Origin of the sequence: Enterovibrio coralii, from assembly GCF_001559595.1 — a bacterium.
In the GTDB taxonomy this organism is placed as follows: Bacteria; Pseudomonadota; Gammaproteobacteria; order Enterobacterales; family Vibrionaceae; genus Enterovibrio; species Enterovibrio coralii.
This window is the reverse complement of the sequence record NZ_LNTY01000034.1, coordinates 367,729-388,385: the sequence shown is the minus strand read 5'-3', so window position 1 is coordinate 388,385 and position 20,657 is coordinate 367,729. Positions and strand designations below refer to the sequence as shown.

General features: G+C 49.7%; 19 protein-coding genes, 4 pseudogenes and 1 other annotated feature. Of the genes and pseudogenes, 20 read left to right on the top strand and 3 right to left on the bottom strand.

Annotated features, from left to right (window positions below):
* Positions 1–15: 15 nt before the first annotated feature.
* Entirely contained in the window at positions 16–1,362 is a 1,347-nt protein-coding gene (locus ATN88_RS13145; RefSeq protein WP_067416568.1) for a glutamine synthetase family protein, read from the bottom strand.
* Complete coding sequence (locus tag ATN88_RS13140; protein WP_067416565.1) at positions 1,349–2,128, bottom strand: gamma-glutamyl-gamma-aminobutyrate hydrolase family protein; 780 nt, start codon at positions 2,126–2,128, stop codon at positions 1,349–1,351. Before ATN88_RS13140 ends, ATN88_RS13145 begins: the two co-directional genes overlap by 14 nt.
* Before the next feature lie 320 nt (positions 2,129–2,448).
* On the opposite strand from ATN88_RS13140, the gene ATN88_RS13135 reads away from it, so the two are divergent.
* The 17 genes and pseudogenes from ATN88_RS13135 (at position 2,449) to pseI (ending at position 17,851) form a co-directional block, all read left to right on the top strand.
* Positions 2,449–3,858, top strand: coding sequence for a glutamine synthetase family protein (locus ATN88_RS13135; protein ID WP_232313172.1), 1,410 nt, complete (start codon positions 2,449–2,451; stop codon positions 3,856–3,858).
* Between the two features lie 77 nt (positions 3,859–3,935).
* Positions 3,936–4,412 (top strand): YchJ family metal-binding protein, encoded by a 477-nt coding sequence (locus ATN88_RS13130; protein WP_067416558.1) that lies wholly within the window; start codon positions 3,936–3,938, stop codon positions 4,410–4,412.
* Positions 4,413–4,526: 114 nt separating this feature from the next.
* Complete coding sequence (locus ATN88_RS28295; protein WP_269748147.1) at positions 4,527–4,661, top strand: hypothetical protein; 135 nt, start codon at positions 4,527–4,529, stop codon at positions 4,659–4,661.
* A gap of 286 nt (positions 4,662–4,947) precedes the next feature.
* Positions 4,948–5,083 (top strand) — a sequence feature (His leader region).
* A 77-nt stretch (positions 5,084–5,160) separates the two neighbouring features.
* Positions 5,161–6,056 (top strand): annotated as a pseudogene (hisG, locus tag ATN88_RS13120) (ATP phosphoribosyltransferase).
* 3 nt (positions 6,057–6,059) lie between these two features.
* Positions 6,060–7,354 (top strand): annotated as a pseudogene (hisD, locus tag ATN88_RS13115) (histidinol dehydrogenase).
* A gap of 20 nt (positions 7,355–7,374) precedes the next feature.
* The gene (hisC, locus tag ATN88_RS13110; RefSeq protein ID WP_157490728.1) at positions 7,375–8,415 is read left to right on the top strand and encodes a histidinol-phosphate transaminase; all 1,041 of its coding nucleotides are present in this window, start codon (positions 7,375–7,377) and stop codon (positions 8,413–8,415) included.
* Between the two features lie 26 nt (positions 8,416–8,441).
* Positions 8,442–9,509: a bifunctional histidinol-phosphatase/imidazoleglycerol-phosphate dehydratase HisB gene (gene hisB, locus ATN88_RS13105; RefSeq protein WP_067416549.1), complete on the top strand. Its 1,068-nt coding sequence runs from the start codon at positions 8,442–8,444 to the stop codon at positions 9,507–9,509.
* Positions 9,509–10,104: pseudogene (hisH, locus tag ATN88_RS13100) on the top strand (imidazole glycerol phosphate synthase subunit HisH). Before hisB ends, hisH begins: the two are co-directional and overlap by 1 nt.
* Positions 10,105–10,106: 2 nt before the next feature.
* Positions 10,107–10,844 (top strand): 1-(5-phosphoribosyl)-5-[(5-phosphoribosylamino)methylideneamino]imidazole-4-carboxamide isomerase, encoded by a 738-nt coding sequence (gene hisA, locus ATN88_RS13095; protein WP_067416546.1) that lies wholly within the window; start codon positions 10,107–10,109, stop codon positions 10,842–10,844.
* Positions 10,826–11,599, top strand: a complete 774-nt coding sequence (gene hisF, locus ATN88_RS13090; protein ID WP_067416542.1) for an imidazole glycerol phosphate synthase subunit HisF — start codon at positions 10,826–10,828, stop codon at positions 11,597–11,599. Before hisA ends, hisF begins: the two co-directional genes overlap by 19 nt.
* Positions 11,596–12,227, top strand: a pseudogene (gene hisIE / locus ATN88_RS13085) (bifunctional phosphoribosyl-AMP cyclohydrolase/phosphoribosyl-ATP diphosphatase HisIE). The gene hisF and the pseudogene hisIE overlap by 4 nt, the downstream one beginning before the upstream one ends.
* Before the next feature lie 147 nt (positions 12,228–12,374).
* Entirely contained in the window at positions 12,375–13,370 is a 996-nt protein-coding gene (pseB, locus tag ATN88_RS13080) for a UDP-N-acetylglucosamine 4,6-dehydratase (inverting) (RefSeq protein WP_067416538.1), read from the top strand.
* Entirely contained in the window at positions 13,333–14,514 is a 1,182-nt protein-coding gene (gene pseC, locus ATN88_RS13075) for a UDP-4-amino-4,6-dideoxy-N-acetyl-beta-L-altrosamine transaminase (protein ID WP_067416533.1), read from the top strand. Before pseB ends, pseC begins: the two co-directional genes overlap by 38 nt.
* An 8-nt stretch (positions 14,515–14,522) precedes the next feature.
* Entirely contained in the window at positions 14,523–15,224 is a 702-nt protein-coding gene (gene pseF, locus ATN88_RS13070) for a pseudaminic acid cytidylyltransferase (protein WP_067416531.1), read from the top strand.
* Positions 15,221–16,303, top strand: coding sequence for a UDP-2,4-diacetamido-2,4,6-trideoxy-beta-L-altropyranose hydrolase (gene pseG, locus ATN88_RS13065; protein ID WP_067416529.1), 1,083 nt, complete (start codon positions 15,221–15,223; stop codon positions 16,301–16,303). The genes pseF and pseG overlap by 4 nt, the downstream gene beginning before the upstream one ends.
* A gap of 17 nt (positions 16,304–16,320) precedes the next feature.
* On the top strand, positions 16,321–16,617 hold the full coding sequence (locus ATN88_RS27330) for a hypothetical protein (protein ID WP_232313170.1): 297 nt from the start codon (positions 16,321–16,323) through the stop codon (positions 16,615–16,617).
* A gap of 184 nt (positions 16,618–16,801) precedes the next feature.
* Positions 16,802–17,851 (top strand): pseudaminic acid synthase, encoded by a 1,050-nt coding sequence (gene pseI / locus ATN88_RS13055; RefSeq protein WP_067416526.1) that lies wholly within the window; start codon positions 16,802–16,804, stop codon positions 17,849–17,851.
* 10 nt (positions 17,852–17,861) lie between these two features.
* Here the strand turns inward: pseI and ATN88_RS13050 are convergent, their stop codons facing one another.
* Positions 17,862–18,542 carry a Crp/Fnr family transcriptional regulator gene (locus tag ATN88_RS13050; protein WP_067417540.1) on the bottom strand — a complete coding sequence of 227 codons (681 nt, stop codon included), beginning with the start codon at positions 18,540–18,542 and terminating at the stop codon, positions 17,862–17,864.
* A 231-nt stretch (positions 18,543–18,773) separates the two neighbouring features.
* Here ATN88_RS13050 and ATN88_RS13045 point away from each other — a divergent pair, with 231 nt between their 5' ends.
* The 3 genes from ATN88_RS13045 to ATN88_RS13035 are packed head-to-tail and all read left to right on the top strand — an operon-like array spanning position 18,774 to position 20,650.
* The gene (locus ATN88_RS13045; RefSeq protein WP_067416523.1) at positions 18,774–19,115 is read left to right on the top strand and encodes a metalloregulator ArsR/SmtB family transcription factor; all 342 of its coding nucleotides are present in this window, start codon (positions 18,774–18,776) and stop codon (positions 19,113–19,115) included.
* A gap of 12 nt (positions 19,116–19,127) precedes the next feature.
* Positions 19,128–20,129, top strand: a complete 1,002-nt coding sequence (locus ATN88_RS13040) for an ArsJ-associated glyceraldehyde-3-phosphate dehydrogenase (RefSeq protein WP_067416519.1) — start codon at positions 19,128–19,130, stop codon at positions 20,127–20,129.
* Between the two features lie 26 nt (positions 20,130–20,155).
* Positions 20,156–20,650 (top strand): cyclin-dependent kinase inhibitor 3 family protein, encoded by a 495-nt coding sequence (locus ATN88_RS13035; protein ID WP_067416516.1) that lies wholly within the window; start codon positions 20,156–20,158, stop codon positions 20,648–20,650.
* Positions 20,651–20,657: the final 7 nt, after the last annotated feature.

The window sequence follows — 20,657 nt, the reverse complement described above, 5'->3', positions numbered from 1 at the left end:
GTTGGTTGTCCCCCATTACACTGTCAGCAACAGGAACTCGCGTTCCCACGAGCTGATTACTCGTTTGAAATTCTCCTGTTCTTTACGCTTCACGGCGATGTAACCGCGGGCAAATGATTCACCCAAGTATTCGGCCACCTCGTCACAATCTTCCATTCGTTCCAACGCATTCTCTAAGGTGTAAGGCAGCGCGGGACTGCGAAGCTCATAGTTCCTACCTTGCGCTGGCGGCGTAGGTTTCAACTCTTCCACCATGCCGATATAGCCGCAGAGCAAACTCGCAGCAATGGCAATGTATGGATTGGCGTCAGCACCCGGCAATCGGTTTTCTACACGTCGGGCTTGTGGTGAACAGCTTGGCACGCGAAGGCCACAGGTGCGGTTTTCCTCGCCCCATTCCACGTTTACGGGCGCCGACGTATCTGGCAGGAATCGACGAAATGAATTCACGTTCGGTGCGAACATCGGCAGCATTTGAGGAATGAATTGCTGTAGTCCCGCAATGTGACCATAGAAGAGTGAAGAACTGGTGCCATCGTCATTGGTAAACACGTTCTTTCCAGTACCCGTGTCCACAATGCTTTGGTGAAGGTGCATAGCACTGCCAGGCTCATCGGTAATGGGTTTAGACATGAAGGTCGCCACGACCTTGTGCTTCAATGCCGCTTCTCGAAGCGTGCGCTTAAACACAAATACTTGGTCAGCAAGCACCAGTGGATCGCCATGGCGGAAGTTAATTTCCATCTGGGCGACACCTTCTTCATGAATCAAGGTATCAATCGCCAGCCCCTGCGTTTCACACCATTCGTACATATCTTCGAACAGCGGATCGAATTCGTTGGCGGCATCAATGGAGAAAGACTGACGACCCGTCTCTACGCGCCCTGAACGTCCAATCGGCGGCTCAAGGGGCAAATCAGGATCTTCACAACGCGCGGTGAGATAGAATTCCATCTCAGGTGCAACAACTGGCTTCCAGTTCTTTTCTTCGTAGAGTTTGAGGACTTTTTTCAACACGTTTCTTGGCGTGAGTTCGATAGGGTTTCCCATCTTGTCGAACGTGTCGTGAATAATTTGCGCCGTTTTTTCGATGGTCCAAGGCAGCAGATACACCGCATCCTCGTCTGGCTTGCAGATAAAGTCGATGTCCGCTTCATCCAACAACGCATAGTAGAGATCGTCATCGACATAATCGCCGGTAACGGTTTGGAGCAAAACGCTCTCAGGAAGACGCATCTCCCCCTCATGAAGGAATTTGTCGACAGGTGCAATTTTTCCGCGAGCAATCCCAGACAGGTCGCTCACGACACACTCCACCTCGGTGATTTCGTTGTCCTTTAACCACTTCTTAAGCTTGTTCATAGTCTTTCTCACGTTCCTTTGCTTTCAGCCTGCAAGCGTTTCCGAATACTTCGAAGATAGCTGAATAAAAAGGATTTTTTGTGACCTCCCACTCAGGATGCCACTGAACCCCTAAAGCAAAATGTTTAGCATTTATGACTGAGACGGCTTCAATGAGGCCATCTGGGGCGTACGCTTCTGGCCGCAACCCCGTGCCTAATCTGTCAATGCCCTGAGTATGAACAGAATTAACATCAGCAGAGGAAGGGCCCCACGCCTCGCAGAGCACGCCCCCCGGTTCAATGTGAATGGTGTGAGAAAGACCGTATTGCACCTCGACCGATGCCGTCTTGTCTTCGCGGTGTTCAATGAACCCGCCCACTTCGTGAAGTTTTTGGTGCAGCGTGCCGCCAAACACCACGTTCATTTCTTGAAATCCACGACAAATGGCAAGGACAGGAATGTCCAGCTCGATAGCGCGTTTCATTAAAGGAAGTGTGGTGGCATCGCGGGACGGATCATGGTGAGTATCGGGATCACTCGCATCGCCCGCATAGTGGTGAGGCTCAATGTTTGACGGTGAGCCCGTGAACATCACCCCGTCGAGTGTCGATAACAGCCTATCCATGGGCAGTGCTTCCGCCAAAGCAGGGATCACCACAGGACAACAACCCGCACCTGTCACAACGCTTCGCACATACTTGTCCCCTGCAATATGAAAGGGATGCAGGCCAAGCTGGCTGGTACACGCTGTAACACCGACGATTGGCATCACGGACTGCGGCATAAACACCTCGACTTTATGTCCATCTAACGCTCTGGCTATCCATAAGGCGTGAGAACCAAATTGAACAGAGCGTTCATTTTTTCACACGCTACACGTTAAAAATAAATGACGCAAGTGAGCTATTCAACACTTCCAAATAAATTATCAAACATTTTCTTAACATTGGTAACAGGCCAATTCCCAAGGCTTTATCGCATTGATTTGAAGCCAAAAGAGGCAAAGCGTGACGAGCATCTCAGTTGACAAGATAGGCGGTTTACTATTCACTCAGAGTTATCGCTCGGAGTGATTGATATAATTTACACCCAGGTAGGTGATGCATGCGATATCAAACAGACAGGGAAATGTTTACCTCTGCGGACGCCAATTTGCCTGACGTCGAAGAAGCCATACGGTTTCTCGCGCAGAACCCAGATGTGGAGTTTGTCGACCTCTTGCTACTGGACATGAACGGCATTGTCCGAGGCAAACGCGTTGAAAAAGACAAGCTGATAAAGGCATACGAACAAGGCATCGCACTGCCTATCTCTATTTACGGCATGAACATCAAAGGCACGCCCGTCGAAGAAACCGGATTGGGTTTGGAAATTGGCGAATCTGACGCCATCTGTTTCCCTGTCGCAGGCTCTCTCACTCGCCAGCCTTGGCAAAAACGCTCCATTGCACAGCTCACTCTTGAAATGTACGAGAATCCCGAAACGCCATTTTTCGGCGATCCAAGAATGATCCTTCGTCGGCAACTCAGGCAAATGAAAGCGCGTGGGCTTACTCCCGTTTCGGCTTTCGAGTTGGAGTTCTACCTGATTGATGCCAAAGGATCGGACAAAGCCCCTTTGCCACCCATTTCGCCAGTTACAGGCAAACGCCCAGAGAACACCCAAGTCTATTCCCTTGATGATTTGGACGAATACGCGGATCTTTTGACAGAAATCATCGATGCGGCACGCGAGCAAAACCTTCCCGCGGATACCATCGTTGCTGAATCTGCCCCAGGTCAGTTTGAAATCAACCTCAAGCATACCGACGACGCTCTCGCGTCTTGTGATCATGCGCTAATGTTGCGCCGCGTTATCAAGCAGGTGGCGCACAACCACGAATATGATGTGACCTTTATGGCGAAGCCGTATGCCGACCAAGCCGGTAATGGTATGCACCTTCATATCAGCTTGCTCGATGACGATGGCAACAATGTATTTGAGCCTAAGCAGCTCGGCGAACTGACGGAAACACTGAAATATGCACTTGGTGGTTTGCTCGCATTGATGCCGCAATACCTTGCCATACTGTGCCCAAACATTAATTCGTACCGCCGTTTTAGCCCGGATTTTTATGTGCCGAATGCTGCAACTTGGGGGGTCGAAAACCGCACCACTGCGCTACGTATTCCGGGAGATGTACCTCAAGCGACCCGAATTGAGCATCGAGTGGCGGGAACCGATGCCAATCCTTACCTTATGATGAGTGCATTTTTAGCCGCCATCATGCATGGCATTGACAATAAAATTGAGCCACCAGCAGAAATTGTTGGGAATGCCTACGATGTGCCAAATACACCATTGCCTAATAACCTTCGTGATGCGCTGCGAGAGCTGAGCGATTCTGACGTTCTTCGACAGTACCTCGGTACTGATTTCATCGATGTGTTCGTCACCTGCAAAGAAAAAGAGTTGGAAGAGTTCGAACAGCACATTACCACGCTCGAATACGACTGGTATTTACGAACGTTTTAGTGCACTTCCCAACTTGACTACACGCAGAACGATTCAGAAAATAGGCGCGATTTTTAACTAATTCGGCGTCTATTTTCATGACATCAACTCTTTGCCCATGTGGCAGCCAAACGCCATACAGCCAGTGCTGTGAGCCTATCCATCTTGATCATGCAAAAGCCGATCACCCTGAAAAGCTAATGCGCTCCCGTTACAGCGCACACGTCAAAGGTTTGGTGGATTACGTCGTTAACACGTATCACCCATCTTGCGGTGCAGAACAGCACAGAGATGCCATCGCAGATTCCATCAACAGTGAATGGCTGATGCTACAGGTTCTCAATAGCTCTGTAGACGCCAACGGTAAACAAGGCTTTGTTGAGTTCAAGGCGCATTACAAAGACGGCGGTAACCAATATTGCTTGCACGAAAAGTCCCGCTTCCTCAATGAAGAAAAAGACGGTAAAAACCTTTGGTTTTACATTGACGGTGAATACCCGAAAGCCGACAAAGTAGGTCGTAATGACCCATGCCCTTGTGGAAGCGGTAAAAAGCACAAAAAGTGCTGCGGTTAAAAAACGCTCAAGAAGTTTACTTTTTAGCCGATAGCATAGGGGAACAGATCATGAGGTATGACAATGACTTGGTTCCCCAAACTTTCAGACCTATCGCCCCGAAAGGTGCACACGGTGCTGAAGCAAGACAAAGCAAAACAACAGCAGCAAAAAATCGTTGATGAAGAAGAGCGCGAAGAGACCGAGCAAGAGTCCTCGCCTTCAGAATCAAAAAAGAAAAAAAACAGTCTGCTGGATATCTACGTCTGACAACCAGACATTGGGACAGCGATTTACTCGCACTTCCCCACCTTCGCTTGCCATTTTTTCTCCATAACACCGACACCAATCGGTCATCATTTTCCTCTCAATTGTCGACTAAATATCGACTTTTCAAGGCTCCGTGTTAACAGCACCGCTAAATGGCAAAATCCCCAAATTACTTGTTGCAATATTTAGTGAGTTTGTTAGTGTGATTACCAAGTAGACGTTAAAACGTCCTGCAACATTGAATCACGGAAAGAGATAGTAGTATGCAGCAATCGCTAATGACCATTCATCACCATCACCATCCTGAGTAGTCTTTCGGGAGAGTTGGTTTCGACTGGAAGACGAGGAAAGTTCTTCCACGGTCAGTAAAGCGAACACAAGTTTCAGACCCCCGGAAGAGCACCTTCCGGGGGTTTTTACTTTTTAGGATTTTAAAAATTGCGCTTAGGTTCCGAGGATTGAGGACACCGACAGAGCGAAAAGATACAGGGAATAGATCATGCAAACAGAACGTCTAAGAATTGCCATTCAGAAAAAAGGCCGTCTCGCAAAAGAGTGTCAAGAACTGCTCAAGCGTTGTGGCGTGAAAATCAATTTTTCCGGTGACCGTTTGGTGGTTCACGCCGAAAACATGCCAATCGACCTTCTGCTGGTTCGTGATGACGACATTCCAGGTCTTATCATGGACGGGGTTGTTGACCTTGGTGTGATTGGCGAAAACGAACTGGAAGAAGTTCGACTGGAGCGTGTTGCGCTGGGCGAACCAAGCGAGTTCAATAAACTTCGCCGTTTAGACTTCGGTGGCTGTCGCCTTTCAGTGGCAGTTGAAAAAGGCCTTGAGTACAACGGCCTCAAGATTTGGCTGGCAAACGTATTGCCACCACCTACCCAAATATCCTTAAAGCTTATCTTGATCAGAAAGACGTAAAATTCAGCACCTGTATGCTGAATGGCTCGGTAGAAGTTGCACCTCGCGCTGGTCTTGCTGACGCTATCTGTGACTTGGTATCAACCGGTGCCACGCTCGAAGCGAATGGCCTGAAAGAAGCTGAAGTCATCTTCCGTTCTAAAGCGGTACTTATCCAACGCACTGGCGAATTCGAGCAAGACAAAGCGGAACTGATTGACCGTCTTCTGACTCGCATCAATGGCGTGATCCAAGCGAAAGAATCAAAGTACATCATGCTTCATGCACCAAGTGAGACTCTGGAGAAAGTGGTTGAACTGCTTCCAGGTGCGGAAGACCCAACCATCCTGCCTTTGGCGCACGATAAACAACGTGTTGCCGTACATCTGGTCAGCACCGAAAACCTGTTCTGGGAAACAATGGAAAAACTCAAAGCCTTGGGTGCAAGTTCCATTCTGGTACTGCCAATTGAGAAGATGATGGAGTAAGCCATGAAAACGGTGGTTTGGAAATCGCTCAGTGAACAGCAGCAGGAAAAAGCGTTAGAACGCCCTGCTATCTCCGAGAGCGCATCAATCACAGAAGCGGTGACGTCAGTGATCAATGATGTTCGTACAGGTGGTGATGCGGCACTGAAAGCGTTGACCGAAAAGTTCGATAAAGTCGTCCCAGAGAACATCCGTGTTTCTCAGGAAGAAATCGATGCTGCAGAATCTCGCCTCGGCGATGAAATTAAAACCGCACTGAAGCAAGCCTATGACAACATCGCTTGTTTCCACAAAGCGCAAAAGCCTGAGCCTCTTACGGTAGAAACCATGCCAGGCGTGGTGTGTGAATTGGTGACTCGCCCAATCAATCGTGTGGGTTTATATATCCCGGGTGGCAGCGCGCCACTTCCGTCGACCGTATTGATGCTGGGCGTACCGTCTCAAATCGCGGGCTGCCGTAAAGTCGTGCTGTGTTCTCCTCCACCGATTGCCGATGAAATTCTCTACGTTGCCAAGCTTTGCGGTATCGATCAGGTATATAACCTCGGCGGTGCACAAGCGGTCGCAGCGATGGCTTACGGCACAGAGACGGTCTGCAAAGTTGACAAGATTTTCGGCCCAGGCAACGCTTCGTGACAGAAGCTAAGCGTCAGGTCAGTAATGATCACCAAGGTGCCGCGATTGATATGCCAGCGGGTCCATCAGAAGTACTGGTGATTGCTGATGAAGACGCGGATGCAGATTTCGTTGCTGCCGACCTTCTAAGCCAAGCGGAACATGGCCCAGATTCTCAAGTGGTTCTGGTCACACCGTCTCCTGTGTTAGCCGAGAAAGTGGCAGATGCAGTGCAAAAACAACTGAAGCAACTTTCCCGTGCAGACATTGCCAGCCAAGCCTTAGGCTCAAGCATCATCATCATCGCGGAAAGCCTGACTCAGTGTGTTGCCATTTCAAACAACTATGGCCCAGAGCACCTTATCGTCCAAACCAAGAACCCACGCGAGCTTCTTCCATTGCTAGACAATGCGGGTTCCATTTTCTTGGGTGCATGGTCACCGGAATCGGTGGGCGATTACGCCTCTGGCACCAACCACGTACTGCCAACCTATGGCTACACACGCACATACTCAAGCTTAGGTTTGGCGGACTTTAGCAAGCGCATGACAGTACAAGAGCTGTCCGCAAATGGATTACAGGCTCTCGCCCCTACTGTGGTGGCGATGGCCAATGCAGAAGGCTTGGACGCACACCGCAATGCAGTGACTATTCGCGTCGAAAAGCTCAACAAATTACAGTGATTTCAGGGGTTTCTATGGACATTGAAAAATTAGCCCGTAAGGATGTTCAGGCATTGACCCCTTACATGTCTGCCCGCCGTTTGGGTGGCTCAGGTGATGTTTGGCTGAATGCCAACGAATCGCCGTTTAACAATGAATACACCATCAATGGCGCTGGCTTAAACCGCTACAGCACGTGTCAGCCAGAAGAATTGATCCGCGCTTACGCAGAATATGCAGGCGTGCGCCCAGAACAAGTCCTGACCTCGCGCGGCGCCGATGAAAGCATTGAGCTTCTCGTTCGCACATTTTGTGAAACAGGCGAAGACAGCATTCTGTTCTGCCCGCCGACCTATGGCATGTACAGCATCAGCGCAGAAACCGCGGGTGTTGCTCGCAAGACAGTCCCACTGACTGACGAGTGGCAACTCAATCTGCCAGAAATCGAGAAGAATCTTGATACGGTAAAACTGGTGTTTGTTTGTAGCCCGAACAACCCGACTGGCAACCTGATTGACCGCAATGACATTGAAGCACTGCTAGAAATGACCGCGGGTCGCGCGCTGGTTGTGATGGATGAAGCCTACATCGACTTCTGTCCTGAAGCGTCAACGGTAGACCTTCTGGTTCGCTATCCAAACCTGGCTATTCTCCGCACCCTGTCAAAAGCATTTGCGCTGGCGGGTCTGCGCTGCGGCTTCACCCTTGCGAATCAGCAAATCATTCAACTGATGCAAAAAGTCATCGCACCTTACCCTGTGCCAGTGCCAGTCACTGAGATTGCGTGTCAGGCACTCAATGAAGCCGGTCTGGCTCGCATGAAATATCAGGTGTTGGACTTAAATGCGAACCGCGCTTACCTCCAAGCGGGTCTGTCCATGCTCCCGGGCGTAGAGGTTTTCGACGGCTACGGTAACTACCTGCTGGTCAAATTCCCTGATGCGGAGTTGCTGTTCACCGCCCTTTGGGACAACGGCATTATTCTGCGCCGCTCTCCGATTGAAGGCTGCATTCGCATCAGCGTCGGCAACCGCGAAGAGTGTGAAAAGACTTTAACCTTTATCCGCCAACAGTTGGCATAAAAGCGCGAAACAAAAAGGAATTTGTTGTGAAAGAAAAAATCCTCTTTATCGACCGTGACGGCACTTTGATTGTCGAGCCACCTGTGGATTTTCAGGTTGATAGACTCGATAAACTAAAGCTTGAGCCTTTCGTCATCCCTTCGTTACTGGCATTGCAAGATGCTGGTTACAAGCTCGTCATGGTCACCAACCAAGATGGCTTAGGCACGGATAGCTACCCGCAAGCAGACTTCGATGCGCCACATAATATGATGATGGAGATTTTCGAATCTCAAGGTGTGAAATTTGCCGATGTACTGATTTGCCCTCACTTCGATAACGAAGGGTGTAGCTGTCGCAAACCAAAACTGGGTTTGGTGAAAGACTACCTGCAGCAAGGCCGCGTCGATTTCAAAACCTCTGCGGTGATAGGCGACCGTCAAACTGATCTGCAACTCGCCGAAAACATGGCGATTCGTGGCATTCAGTACAACCCAGACACCATGGGCTGGCAAAAAATCCTCAAGGATTTGACCACCAACCCGCGCATTGCAACGGTTGTTCGCACCACCAAAGAAACCGACATTCGCATCACGGTGAACCTTGATGAAAGTGGCGGCAACAGCATCCACACGGGTCTCGGCTTCTTTGACCACATGTTGGATCAAATCGCCACGCACGGCGGCTTCCGTATGGAAGTGGCGGTTGAAGGTGACCTGCACATTGATGACCACCACACAGTCGAAGACACCGCGCTGGCTCTCGGTCAGGCATTAAAAGATGCACTCGGAAACAAACGTGGTATCGGCCGTTTTGGTTTTAGCCTGCCGATGGACGAATGTTTGGCACAGTGCGCGCTTGACCTCTCTGGTCGCCCTTACCTGAAATTCGATGCGACCTTCACCCAAGAGAAAGTCGGTGACTTATCTACGGAGATGGTCGAGCACTTCTTCCGCTCATTGACTGACACGCTGGCGTGTACGCTGCACCTCTCTTCTGATGGCGACAACACACACCACATCGTGGAAAGTCTGTTCAAAGCCTTCGGCCGCACACTGCGTCAGGCAATTCGCGTAGAAGGTAACGAGCTGCCAAGCAGCAAAGGGGTATTGTAATGAGCAAGATCGTTATCATTGATACCGGTTGTGCCAACGTCAGTTCGGTGCGCTTTGCCGTTGAGCGTTTGGGTTACGATGTCACTATCAGCCGTGACCCAGACGTGGTTCTCGCCGCTGACAAGCTCTTTTTGCCGGGCGTGGGCACCGCGACGGAAGCCATGAAAAACTTGGAAGAGCGCGATTTGATCGCGCTCGTTCGCCAAGTAAAGCAACCGCTTTTGGGGATCTGTCTTGGCATGCAGCTTCTGGGTAAATCGTCCCAAGAAGGCAAAGAGACCGTGAACTGCCTCGGTCACGTTGATGCCGACACCACCTTGATGGAAACCGGTGACCTTCCGCTGCCTCACATGGCTGGAATACCGTCACGCCAATCGATAATCACCCTCTGTTTAAAGACATTCCTGAGAACAGCTATTTCTATTTCGTACACAGCTTTGCCATGCCTGTTGGGGATTACACCATCGGGCAATGCGATTACGGCAAGCCTTTCACCGCTGCGGTACAAAGTGGAAATTACTATGGCGTGCAATTCCACCCAGAGCGTTCCAGCAAAGCGGGCGCACAACTGATTAAGAACTTTTTGGAGTTATAAGGATGATAATTCCTGCTTTAGATTTGATTGAAGGTCAGGTTGTCCGCCTGTATCAAGGCGATTACGGCCAAGTCACCGAATACAAAGTCGACCCTAGCGAACAGTTCGCGATTTATCACAATGCCGGTGCTAACTGGCTGCACCTTGTTGACCTGACAGGTGCCAAAGACACGACTGCACGTCAGCTTCCGCTGATTGAAAAGCTGATTGCCAGCACCCCTGCCAATATTCAGATTGGTGGCGGCGTGCGCAAAGAAAGCGACGTGGTTGAACTGCTGCGTGCAGGTGCAAAACGCGTCGTGATTGGGTCAACTGCCGTGAAGCAACCTGAAATCGTTAAAGGTTGGATGGAAAAGTACGGCCCTGAACACATTGTGCTGGCACTGGACATCAACATTGATGAAAACGGAAACCGCATGGTTGCTGTGTCAGGCTGGCAAGAAGATTCTGGCGTGACAATTGAGCAGCTTTTGGAAGACTTCCTTAAAGTGGGTCTTAAACACGTTCTGTGTACAGATATTTCCCGCGACGGCACGCTGGCAGGCTCTAACGTTGAGCTTTACAAAGATTTGTGTGCGGCATACCCGCAAGTGCAATTCCAGTCATCTGGCGGCATTGGTTCACTCGCCGATATCGAAGCTCTGAAGGGCTCAGGCGTTGCAGGGGTTATCGTAGGCCGTGCGCTGCTGGACGGTAAATTCACCGCAGAGGAGGCATTCGCATGTTGGCAAGAAGGATAATTCCTTGTTTGGACGTTCGTGATGGTCAGGTGGTAAAAGGCGTTCAGTTCCGCAACCATGAAATCATCGGCGACATCGTCCCTCTCGCAGCGCGTTACGCCGAAGAAGGTGCTGACGAGCTGGTTTTCTATGATATCACTGCCTCAAGTGATGGACGTGTCGTCGACAAAAGTTGGGTTGCTCGCGTGGCGGAAGTCATCGACATCCCTTTCTGTGTCGCTGGCGGTATTAAATCTGCGGAAGACGCAAAACGCATTCTGGAATTCGGTGCGGATAAGATTTCTATCAACTCTCCTGCGCTAGCTAATCCTGAACTGATCACTGAGCTTGCTGAGAAATTCGGTGTGCAATGTATCGTGGTTGGCGTCGACTCTTACTACGACAAAGACACCGGTAAATACCAGGTTTACCAGTTCACAGGTGACGAAGCGCGCACGAAAGCGACTCAGTGGGAAACCCGCGATTGGGTGCAAGAAGTGCAAAAACGCGGCGCAGGCGAAATCGTGTTAAACATGATGAACCAAGATGGTGTGCGCAACGGCTACGATCTTGAACAGCTCAACATGGTGCGCGACGTCTGCCGTGTTCCACTGATTGCGTCTGGCGGCGCAGGTGAAATGGTTCACTTTGCTGATGCATTCAACAAAGCAAACGTGGATGGTGCGCTCGCAGCGTCCGTGTTCCATAAGCAGATCATCAATATTGGTGACCTGAAGAATTACCTAAAACAACAAAACGTGGAGATCCGCTTATGAGTCAGACACAAGGAAATGCGGCCCTAGCGGAGCAAATCGATTGGGAAAAGACCCAAGCTTGATCCCTGCCATCGTGCAGAATGCCAAAAGCGGTGCGGTACTGATGTTGGGTTACATGAACCAAGATGCTTTGGCGAAAACCTTGGATACCCAACAAGTCACCTTCTGGTCTCGCTCAAAGGAGCGTCTTTGGACCAAAGGCGAGTCCTCAGGGCATGTGCTGCAGCTTAAACACATCTCTGTCGACTGCGACAAAGACACCTTGCTGGTTCAAGCTGACCCAATCGGCCCAACCTGTCACTTGGGCACCGAAACCTGTTGGGGAGAAGAAGACGCAAACAAACCCTCGCTGGTGTTTCTTCATCAATTGGAGCAGGTGCTGGCATCCCGTCGAGGATCCGATCCTTCAACGTCTTATACGGCGTCCCTGTATGCCAAGGGTACCAAGCGCATTTCGCAGAAAGTGGGCGAAGAAGGCGTCGAAGTCGCGCTTGCAGCGACGTCGGGCGATAAGGAGGAGTTAATCAACGAATCCGCTGACCTGATGTATCACTTGATGGTACTGCTACAAGACCAAGGTTTCTCGCTGGAAGACGTAGCAAATAAGCTAAAAGAGCGTCATAAGTAATCAAATTACACAAAACTTCATCGAAGCAACCCAATGGGTTGCTTTTTTTTGGACAACCAATCACGGAGTGCGTATTTTTCTGCGATCTATCTAACGGCGATACGTTAAAATTCATTTAATTACTGAGACAAACGCTTAAGGATTGCAATGTTTAACGGCAAGTCAATTTTGATCACCGGCGGTACCGGCTCTTTCGGGAAAAAATACACCAAGACCATTCTCGCGCATTACAAGCCTAAACGACTGATCATCCTTTCTCGCGATGAGCTCAAGCAATTCGAAATGCAGCAAGAGTTCAACGATCCGTGCATGCGTTACTTCATCGGTGATGTGCGTGATGCTGACCGTATGATGCAGGCCATGAATGACGTTGACTACGTAATTCACGCAGCTGCATTGAAGCAAGTACCGGCGGCAGAATACAACCCAATGGAATGTATCAAAACCAACGTCCATGGTGCTGAGAACATCATCCGTGCGGCGATTGCCAATAACGTTCAAAAGGTCATTGCTCTATCTACCGACAAAGCGGCCAGCCCAAATAATCTCTATGGCGCAACCAAGCTGTGTTCTGACAAACTGTTTGTCGCAGCAAACAACATGACAGGTGGCGCGCAAACCCAATTTGCGGTTGTTCGTTATGGCAATGTCGTAGGTTCTCGCGGCTCTGTGGTGCCATTTTTCAAAAAGCTGGTTGCTGAAGGTGCAGACTCTCTGCCAATCACGCACCCAGACATGACGCGATTCTGGATAACGCTTCAGCAAGGCGTAGATTTCGTACTCAAGAACTTTGCCCGCATGCAGGGTGGTGAAATTTTCGTTCCTAAGATCCCTTCCGTTCGCTTGCTGGATTTGGCCACCGCGTACGGCAATGGAACCCCAGTTAAAGAAATTGGTATTCGTCCGGGCGAAAAGATGCATGAAATCATGTGTCCGAGCGACGATTCACACCTGACGTTGGAATTCTCTGATCATTACGTGATGCGTCCAACCATCAAGTTTTACTCTGCCGACTACGACTACTCGCAAAACCCATTGGGTGAAGTTGGTGAACCAGTACCAGCAGGATTCGAGTATCACTCAGGTACAAACCCTGAGTTTCTAACTGTCGAGCAGATTCTGGAATTCGAGCAACAAGCATGATCCTTACGGAAAACAAACCATTAGTCAGGGCGATATCGACGCTGTCGTAGAAGCCCTAACATCAGACTTCATCACCCAAGGTCCTAGAGTAACGGCGTTTGAACACGCCGTTGCGCAGAAAGTTGGCGCAAGATTCGCGTTTGCAGCAAACAGTGCCACATCTAGCCTTCACCTTGCCTGTTTAGCCTTAGGCTTGGGTGAGGGAAAACGCCTTTGGACGTCACCGAACACCTTTGTCGCCTCTGCTAACTGTGGTCTCTATTGTGGCGCAGAGGTGGATTTCGTCGATATCGACCCCGTCTCATACAATCTTTGCCCTTCTGCGCTGGCGAAAAAGCTTCTTCAAGCAGAGAAAGACGATGCACTGCCACATGTGGTCGTTGCGGTTCATATGTGTGGACAAAGCTGCGACATGCAAGCCATTCACGCATTGTCCAAGCAATATGGCTTTAAAGTCATTGAAGATGCGTCCCATGCGATTGGTGGCAAATACCAAGGTGAGTACATTGGTAACTGCCGTTACAGTGACATCACTATTTTCAGCTTTCACCCAGTGAAAATCGTCACCACCGCAGAAGGGGGGATGTCACTGACTAACGATCCTGAGCTTGCAAAAGCAATGGAAAGCCTGCGTAGCCACGGCATTACACGTGACACCGACTCGCTTGAAGACAAAGACCAAGGTGCTTGGTACTACGAGCAACAGGATTTGGGCTTCAACTACCGCATGACGGACATTCAAGCGGCACTGGGTACCTCGCAACTTTCCCGTTTAGACGAATTCGTTGCGCGTCGAAATCAGCTCGCACAACGCTATCACGAGAAGTTATCGTCACTGCCTCTCAGCACACCTGTTGTCGCAGAAAGTGCGTTGTCGGCATGGCATTTGTATGTCATTCAATTGGACAACCCAGATTGCCGCAGAAACGTGTTTGATTCACTGCGAGCGGCTGGCGTGGGTGTCCACGTACACTATATACCGGTTCATACTCAGCCTTATTACCGCAAACTCGGTTTTGACTGGGGGCAGTTCGTTGCTGCAGAAGATTACTACGCAGCAGCACTGTCACTTCCGCTGTTTTTCGATATGACGGAAGATGAGCAAGACTTCGTGGTTGATGCGCTAGCAAAAGCGCTTAGCTAAAGGACAAGATGAACGTCTGTATTATTCCCGCTCGTGGCGGCAGCAAACGCATTCCCGGCAAAAACATCAAGCCATTCATCGACATGCCAATGATAGGTTATGCGATAAAAGCCGCCAAAGAGTCTGCCTTGTTTGACCGCATCATCGTCTCTACTGACAGTGATGAAATCGCTGAGGTCGCGAGAACACTCGGGGCGGAAGTCCCTTTTCAGCGACCTGCTGATATTTCTGATGATTACGCGACAACCTTAGATGTGCTGAAGCATGCTATCGGTTGGCTACAAGAAAACAGCAATGCAACATTAGACGCGATATGTTGTCTCTACGCGACGGTGCCGTTTGTCAGACCTGCTGACATAGAACAAGGCCTCACACTGCTTAAAACCGAAAACACCAAGTACACGTTTTCGGCCACCCGCTTTTCGTTTCCTATTCAGCGCAGCATTCGGCTCAATAGCGATGAAAACGTAGAGATGTTCTGGCCAGAGCATTTCACCACGCGCTCTCAGGATTTAGAACCCGCTTACCATGATGCTGGGATGTTCTATTGGGGACGCCCAGAGGCCTTTCTTTCGGGCTTACCGATTTTTGCGCCTCATTCTAAAGTGGTTCACATTCCCCACTACCGCGTTCAGGACATTGATGAACCTGACGACTGGATCCGCGCTGAAATGCTTTACCAAATCCTTTCCCAGCGAGGGGAGCTATGAAGGTCGCTATCCGTGTAGATGCGTCCCGATTTATTGGAACGGGGCACGTTATGCGCTGCCTCGTCCTTGCACATAAATTGAAAGAGCGCGGTCATGATGTCGTAGTGCTAAGCCGCGAGTTAGAGGGCAATTTTATTGCTTATTCGCAGCAGCAAGGCATTGATGTCATTACATTGAATGCCATACACCAAGACGCACCTTCTGCGCCGGATGACTACCAACACTGGCTCGGTGTTTCTCTCCAAGACGATGCGCGCGAGTGTTTGGACAAGCTACAAGACTTCCATCCAAACTGGATTGTTGTTGATCACTACGCGATAGATGAAAGCTGGCACGGTGCGATAAAAGAATGTGGTGCCAGTATCCTTGCGATTGATGACCTCGCCAATCGAACGCTCAATTGTGAAATCGTGTTAGACCACAACCCTTGGCCTGATTTCGAAAATCGCTATAACTCGGTGATACCGACTCACTGCGCGCCACTTTTAGGGCCGAAGTACGGGCTTTTGCGGCCTACCTTTGCCGCATTGCGCGCTAACCCTGTGCAGCCGCTCAATAATCAAGTGATTGCCTTTTTCAGTGGCACCGATCCAAGTGGCGAATGCCAAAAACTGCTCAGCGCGAGCCAACAGTTTTCTGAGTTACCCTTTCAGCTCACCATTGTCTTTGGCATGGCCAATCCTCGCAAAGCCGAGCTGTTAAGCGAACCTTTACCGCCTTTTGTCACCTTGACGGAAGTGCTCCCCAATTTTGAAGCCGACTTGGCCGCTTGCCGATATGCATTTGGCGGAGCTGGTGTCAGCGCGATTGAACGAGCCAGTCTTGGCGTGCCAGGCACATTAGTTTCCGTGGCTGAAAATCAGCGTCTGATGGCAGAACACTTGGCGAGTAGTGGTATTTACCGCTATTTGGGCAACAGCGATTTGACGACAGCCGATACCTATTTCGACGAACTAACATGGCTAGCCAATAACTGGGAAACCCTCCCTCATCGGCTACCTCCTTCTGATATTGATGGCAATGGAGCAGAGCGTGTTGTTGCAAGATGGAAAGCAAAAAAATCACCTTTCGACCTATGACAGTCCAAGACCTATCGATGGTCAGAAGCTGGCGCAATACCCCAGAAATTCGCGAAAAAATGTTCTCACAGCATGTTATTCAACCAGAAGAACATGCGCGTTGGTTTGCCTCAATTCAAGGCGATGACAGCAAGCAGTTCTTTATCGCTCTGTCACAAGGTAAACCTGTCGGCATGATGTCGTTCACTGGCATTAAAGACGGCGCAGCGGAATGGGGATTTTACAAATCACCCGACGCCCCTTCAGGTACTGGCAAGCAGTTGCTTTGTGAATCTCTGGTGCTTGGCTTTGAATACCTAGCCTTAGCCAAATAGACAGTCGCGTGCTCGCCCAAAATCCGAAAGTGCTACACCTTCATGACGTGCTCGGTTTTCAGAAAAACGAAAACGTACAAACCATGCTGCACAATGATGGTTCTGAAACGCCCTACTTTGCCTTTCATCTCACCAAATCTGACTGGAAAAAAGGCTTGCGCGCTAAAACTATGAGTGAAAGATCATGACCCCATTTATCACTATCGACGGGCGCAAGATTGGCCCTGATCACAAGCCATATATCATCGCTGAAATGTCGGCGAACCATAATGGCTCCATTGAGCGTGCTTTTCAGACCATTGAAATGGCAAAACGCGCAGGTGCAGATGCGATTAAAATGCAGTCCTACACCGCCGATACCATCACGCTCGATTGTGATTCTGAAGAATTTCAAATCAAAGGTGGCTTGTGGGATGGCCGCACTTTGTATGACTTGTACCAAGAAGCGCACACGCCGTTTGAATGGCACAAGCCTTTGTTTGATAAAGCAAGAGATGTCGGCATCACGCTGTTCAGCACGCCTTTTGATTTTACAGCGGTAGACTTACTCGAAGATCTTAATGCGCCAGCGTATAAAATCGCCTCGTTTGAAGCGGTTGATTTACCTTTGATTCGCTACGTGGCTCAAACCGGTAAACCCATGATTATCTCTACCGGCATGGCAAACGACGAGGAAATCGCAGAAGCTGTGGCGACAGCAAGAGATAACGGCTGCAAAGAGTTAGTTCTGCTTCATTGCATTAGCGCATACCCGGCACCGGCCTCGCAAAGTCACCTGCGCACCATCCCCGATTTATCTTCACGTTTTAATGTGATTGGCGGGCTTTCTGATCATACCTTGGGGACAACGGTCTCAGTCACCGCGGTCGCTTTGGGTGCTTGTGTGATAGAAAAGCATGTCACTTTAAGCCGCAATGACCCAGGCCCCGATTCGACGTTCTCATTAGAACCCGAAGAACTAGCAACACTGTGTCGAGATACCGAAACGGCGTGGCAGGCTTTAGGACACGCTGGATATCAACTGAAAGAAGCGGAGAAAGCCAACGCCCAATTCCGTCGCTCCCTTTACGTCAGTAAAGACATTAAAAAAGGCGAGTTCTTTACTGTCGACAACGTACGCAGCGTCAGACCCGGCTTTGGCTTAGCACCAAAACACTATGATGCGGTCATCGGGAAAGTCGCGACAACCGACATTCATGCTGGTACTGCACTTCACTGGGAACTCGTAGAATAGAAGTTAGCGTCTAGCCGTGTAACGCCAGATAGTCTCTAAGGGCAGGTTCATTGATAACGATTAACCTGCCCTCTTCTTTTGCAATTAGCCCTTTATCCACCAACTCCTTCACAGCGCGACGATAAACACGAGAGGTCGTGCCAAAGCGCTCTGCTTCTTGACTAACCTTGTCAAAGCCAACCAAAGACACTGTCGTTTCCTTACTGTTGAGTAAATCCATCGCAATGTTGTAGGTAATACTATGGAGCAGACGCGATGTGTAAATCGCCATCGAATCCTGAAAGTCTGCCGCCAATGCGGAGGCGAAATACAGCAATAGCTCTGGATGCTTAAGGAGTTGCTTTGTCAACGACGAGATACACACCACCTCGGCCTGCAAGGCTTCATCCGCGATAACCGTCCATTGGCAGGGTTGCTGGGTGAAAAATTCCATTTCTCCAAACACATGATCGTCACATTGCGAGCGTCCCAGTTGAAAACGTCGACCATTCTCCGACGTGATACTCATCGACACACAGCCCACAGGTACGATGAAAACATGTTCAAGCTTTTCACCTTGTCTGAGCAACGCTTCTCCCGCTTGAAAGTAACGAGTGTGAGTGATGCATTGCGCGATAAGTTGTCGCAATTGCATCTCCTTTTGCGCTAAAGGATCACGAAATCGACCAAATGGATAAGGAGATAACTTCATAACTTTCATGCATGAGGAAGGAAAACGCGATTCTATCACGGAGATACTTTCAAACTGACACTTTCACTGACAATTACATTGGCGCGTTCTCGCATTGTTCTCACTGATTTACCGCTCTAACAAACAGGCTCCTTCTACCTAATTATGATCCTTTTGTGACAGCAACACTTTCTTGTTGACTAAAACACTCACGATCATAATATATGGATATCCGCATATGGAGATATTTAAATGTTGCCACATCAGTTCTTCAAACTACTCGCAGATGAAACCCGAGTGAGATGTTTATTGCTCATCGCTCGAGAGGAAAAAATCTGTGTGGCTGAGTTAACAGAAGCCCTAAACGAGAGCCAACCAAAGATCTCTCGTCACCTCGCACAACTGCGCTCTAGCGGCGTAATAGTTGATACACGCCAAGGTCAATGGGTGTTCTACCGCATTTCAGACCAACTACCGGGTTGGATGAGAAAACAGATTCAAGGGCTAGTTGACTCCAACTGCCTAAAAACAGAATACCAGCAAGATATTCAACGTTTGTCCGAGATGAAGTCTCGTCCAACGTGTTGTGTTTAGAGGATTATTGAGATGTCTATTAAAGTAGGAATTAATGGTTTTGGCCGTATCGGTCGTCTGGCTCTGCGCGCCGCTTTTGACTGGCCCGAACTGGAGTTTGTGCTGATCAACGACGTAGCAGGTGACACTGCAACACTGGCGCACCTTCTAGAGTTTGACTCAGTGCAAGGCCGCTGGCATCACGAAGTGAAAGCGGATGGCGACAAGATGATCATCAATGGTCACGCAATCCAAACCACACAACAAAAAGCGATTGGTGATATCGACTGGTCAGGCTGCGATGTGGTTATTGAGGCCACGGGCGTTCACCGTAAATCTGAGTTTTTGAATCAGTACCTTGAGCAAGGTGTAAAGCGCGTTGTTGTCTCTGCCCCAGTGAAAGAAGATGGCATTGCCAACATCGTTGTCGGTGTGAATGACAGTATCTTCGACCCAGAAGTCCACCGTATCGTGACCGCTGCTTCGTGTACCACCAACTGTATCGCGCCTGTGGTGAAAGTGATCCACGAGAAACTGGGTATCGAGCAATCGGCGTTTACGACCATTCACGACCTGACTAACACCCAGACGATTCTGGATGCGCCGCACAAAGACCTTCGCCGTGCGCGCGCCTGTGGCATGAGCCTGATCCCAACCACTACTGGTTCAGCAAAAGCGATTGTCGAGATCTTCCCAGAACTGGAAGGCAAAATTAACGGCCATGCTGTACGTGTACCTCTGGCTAATGCCTCACTGACTGACATCATTTTCGATGTGAAACGTGATACCACCGCCGAAGAAGTCAATGCCCTGCTAAAAGAAGCCTCGGAAGGCGAACTGAAAGGCATTCTAGGTTTTGAAGAGCGTCCACTTGTTTCTATCGACTACAAAGGCGACCAACGTTCTACCATCGTTGACGCACTCTCCACCATGGTGGTTGGCAAGCGCATGGTAAAAGTCTACGCGTGGTACGACAACGAAATGGGCTACGCAACACGTACCGCTGAGTTGGTACGTAAAGTGGGTTTGGCATAACGGTTCGGCAAAGAGGAACAAAAACAATGACACATCCAACATGGGAATTGCCATTAGAAAACACTGCGGGTTTGGTACTCACACCTTGCCCCGGTACCAAAGGCGTTGGGCTTAGCGACAGTATCGCTCAATTGAAAGAGCAAGGCGTGACTGTTGTTGTTACGGCACTCAATCAAAAAGAAATGGAAGAAGCAGGTGTTAGCGCGCTGGCTGAAGACGTCAAAAAAGCTGGCCTGACATGGCTTCACGCGCCAATCGAAGACGACTGTGCACCGGATGCTGCCTTCCTGGCTGGCTGGAACGAAATTTCTCCTACGGTTCACCAAGCATTGGAGAATGGCGAGAAGGTTGCGCTGCATTGCATGGGTGGTTCAGGCCGCACGGGTCTTTTGGCAGCACACGTGCTGCTCGAAAAAGATTGGGCACTGTCTGACATTGTGACCCAAGTGCAGGCGTTGAGACCGGGTGCTTTCACCAAAGAAGTCCAAGTCGAATACATCAACACCTTTGCTAACAAGTAACACCGAA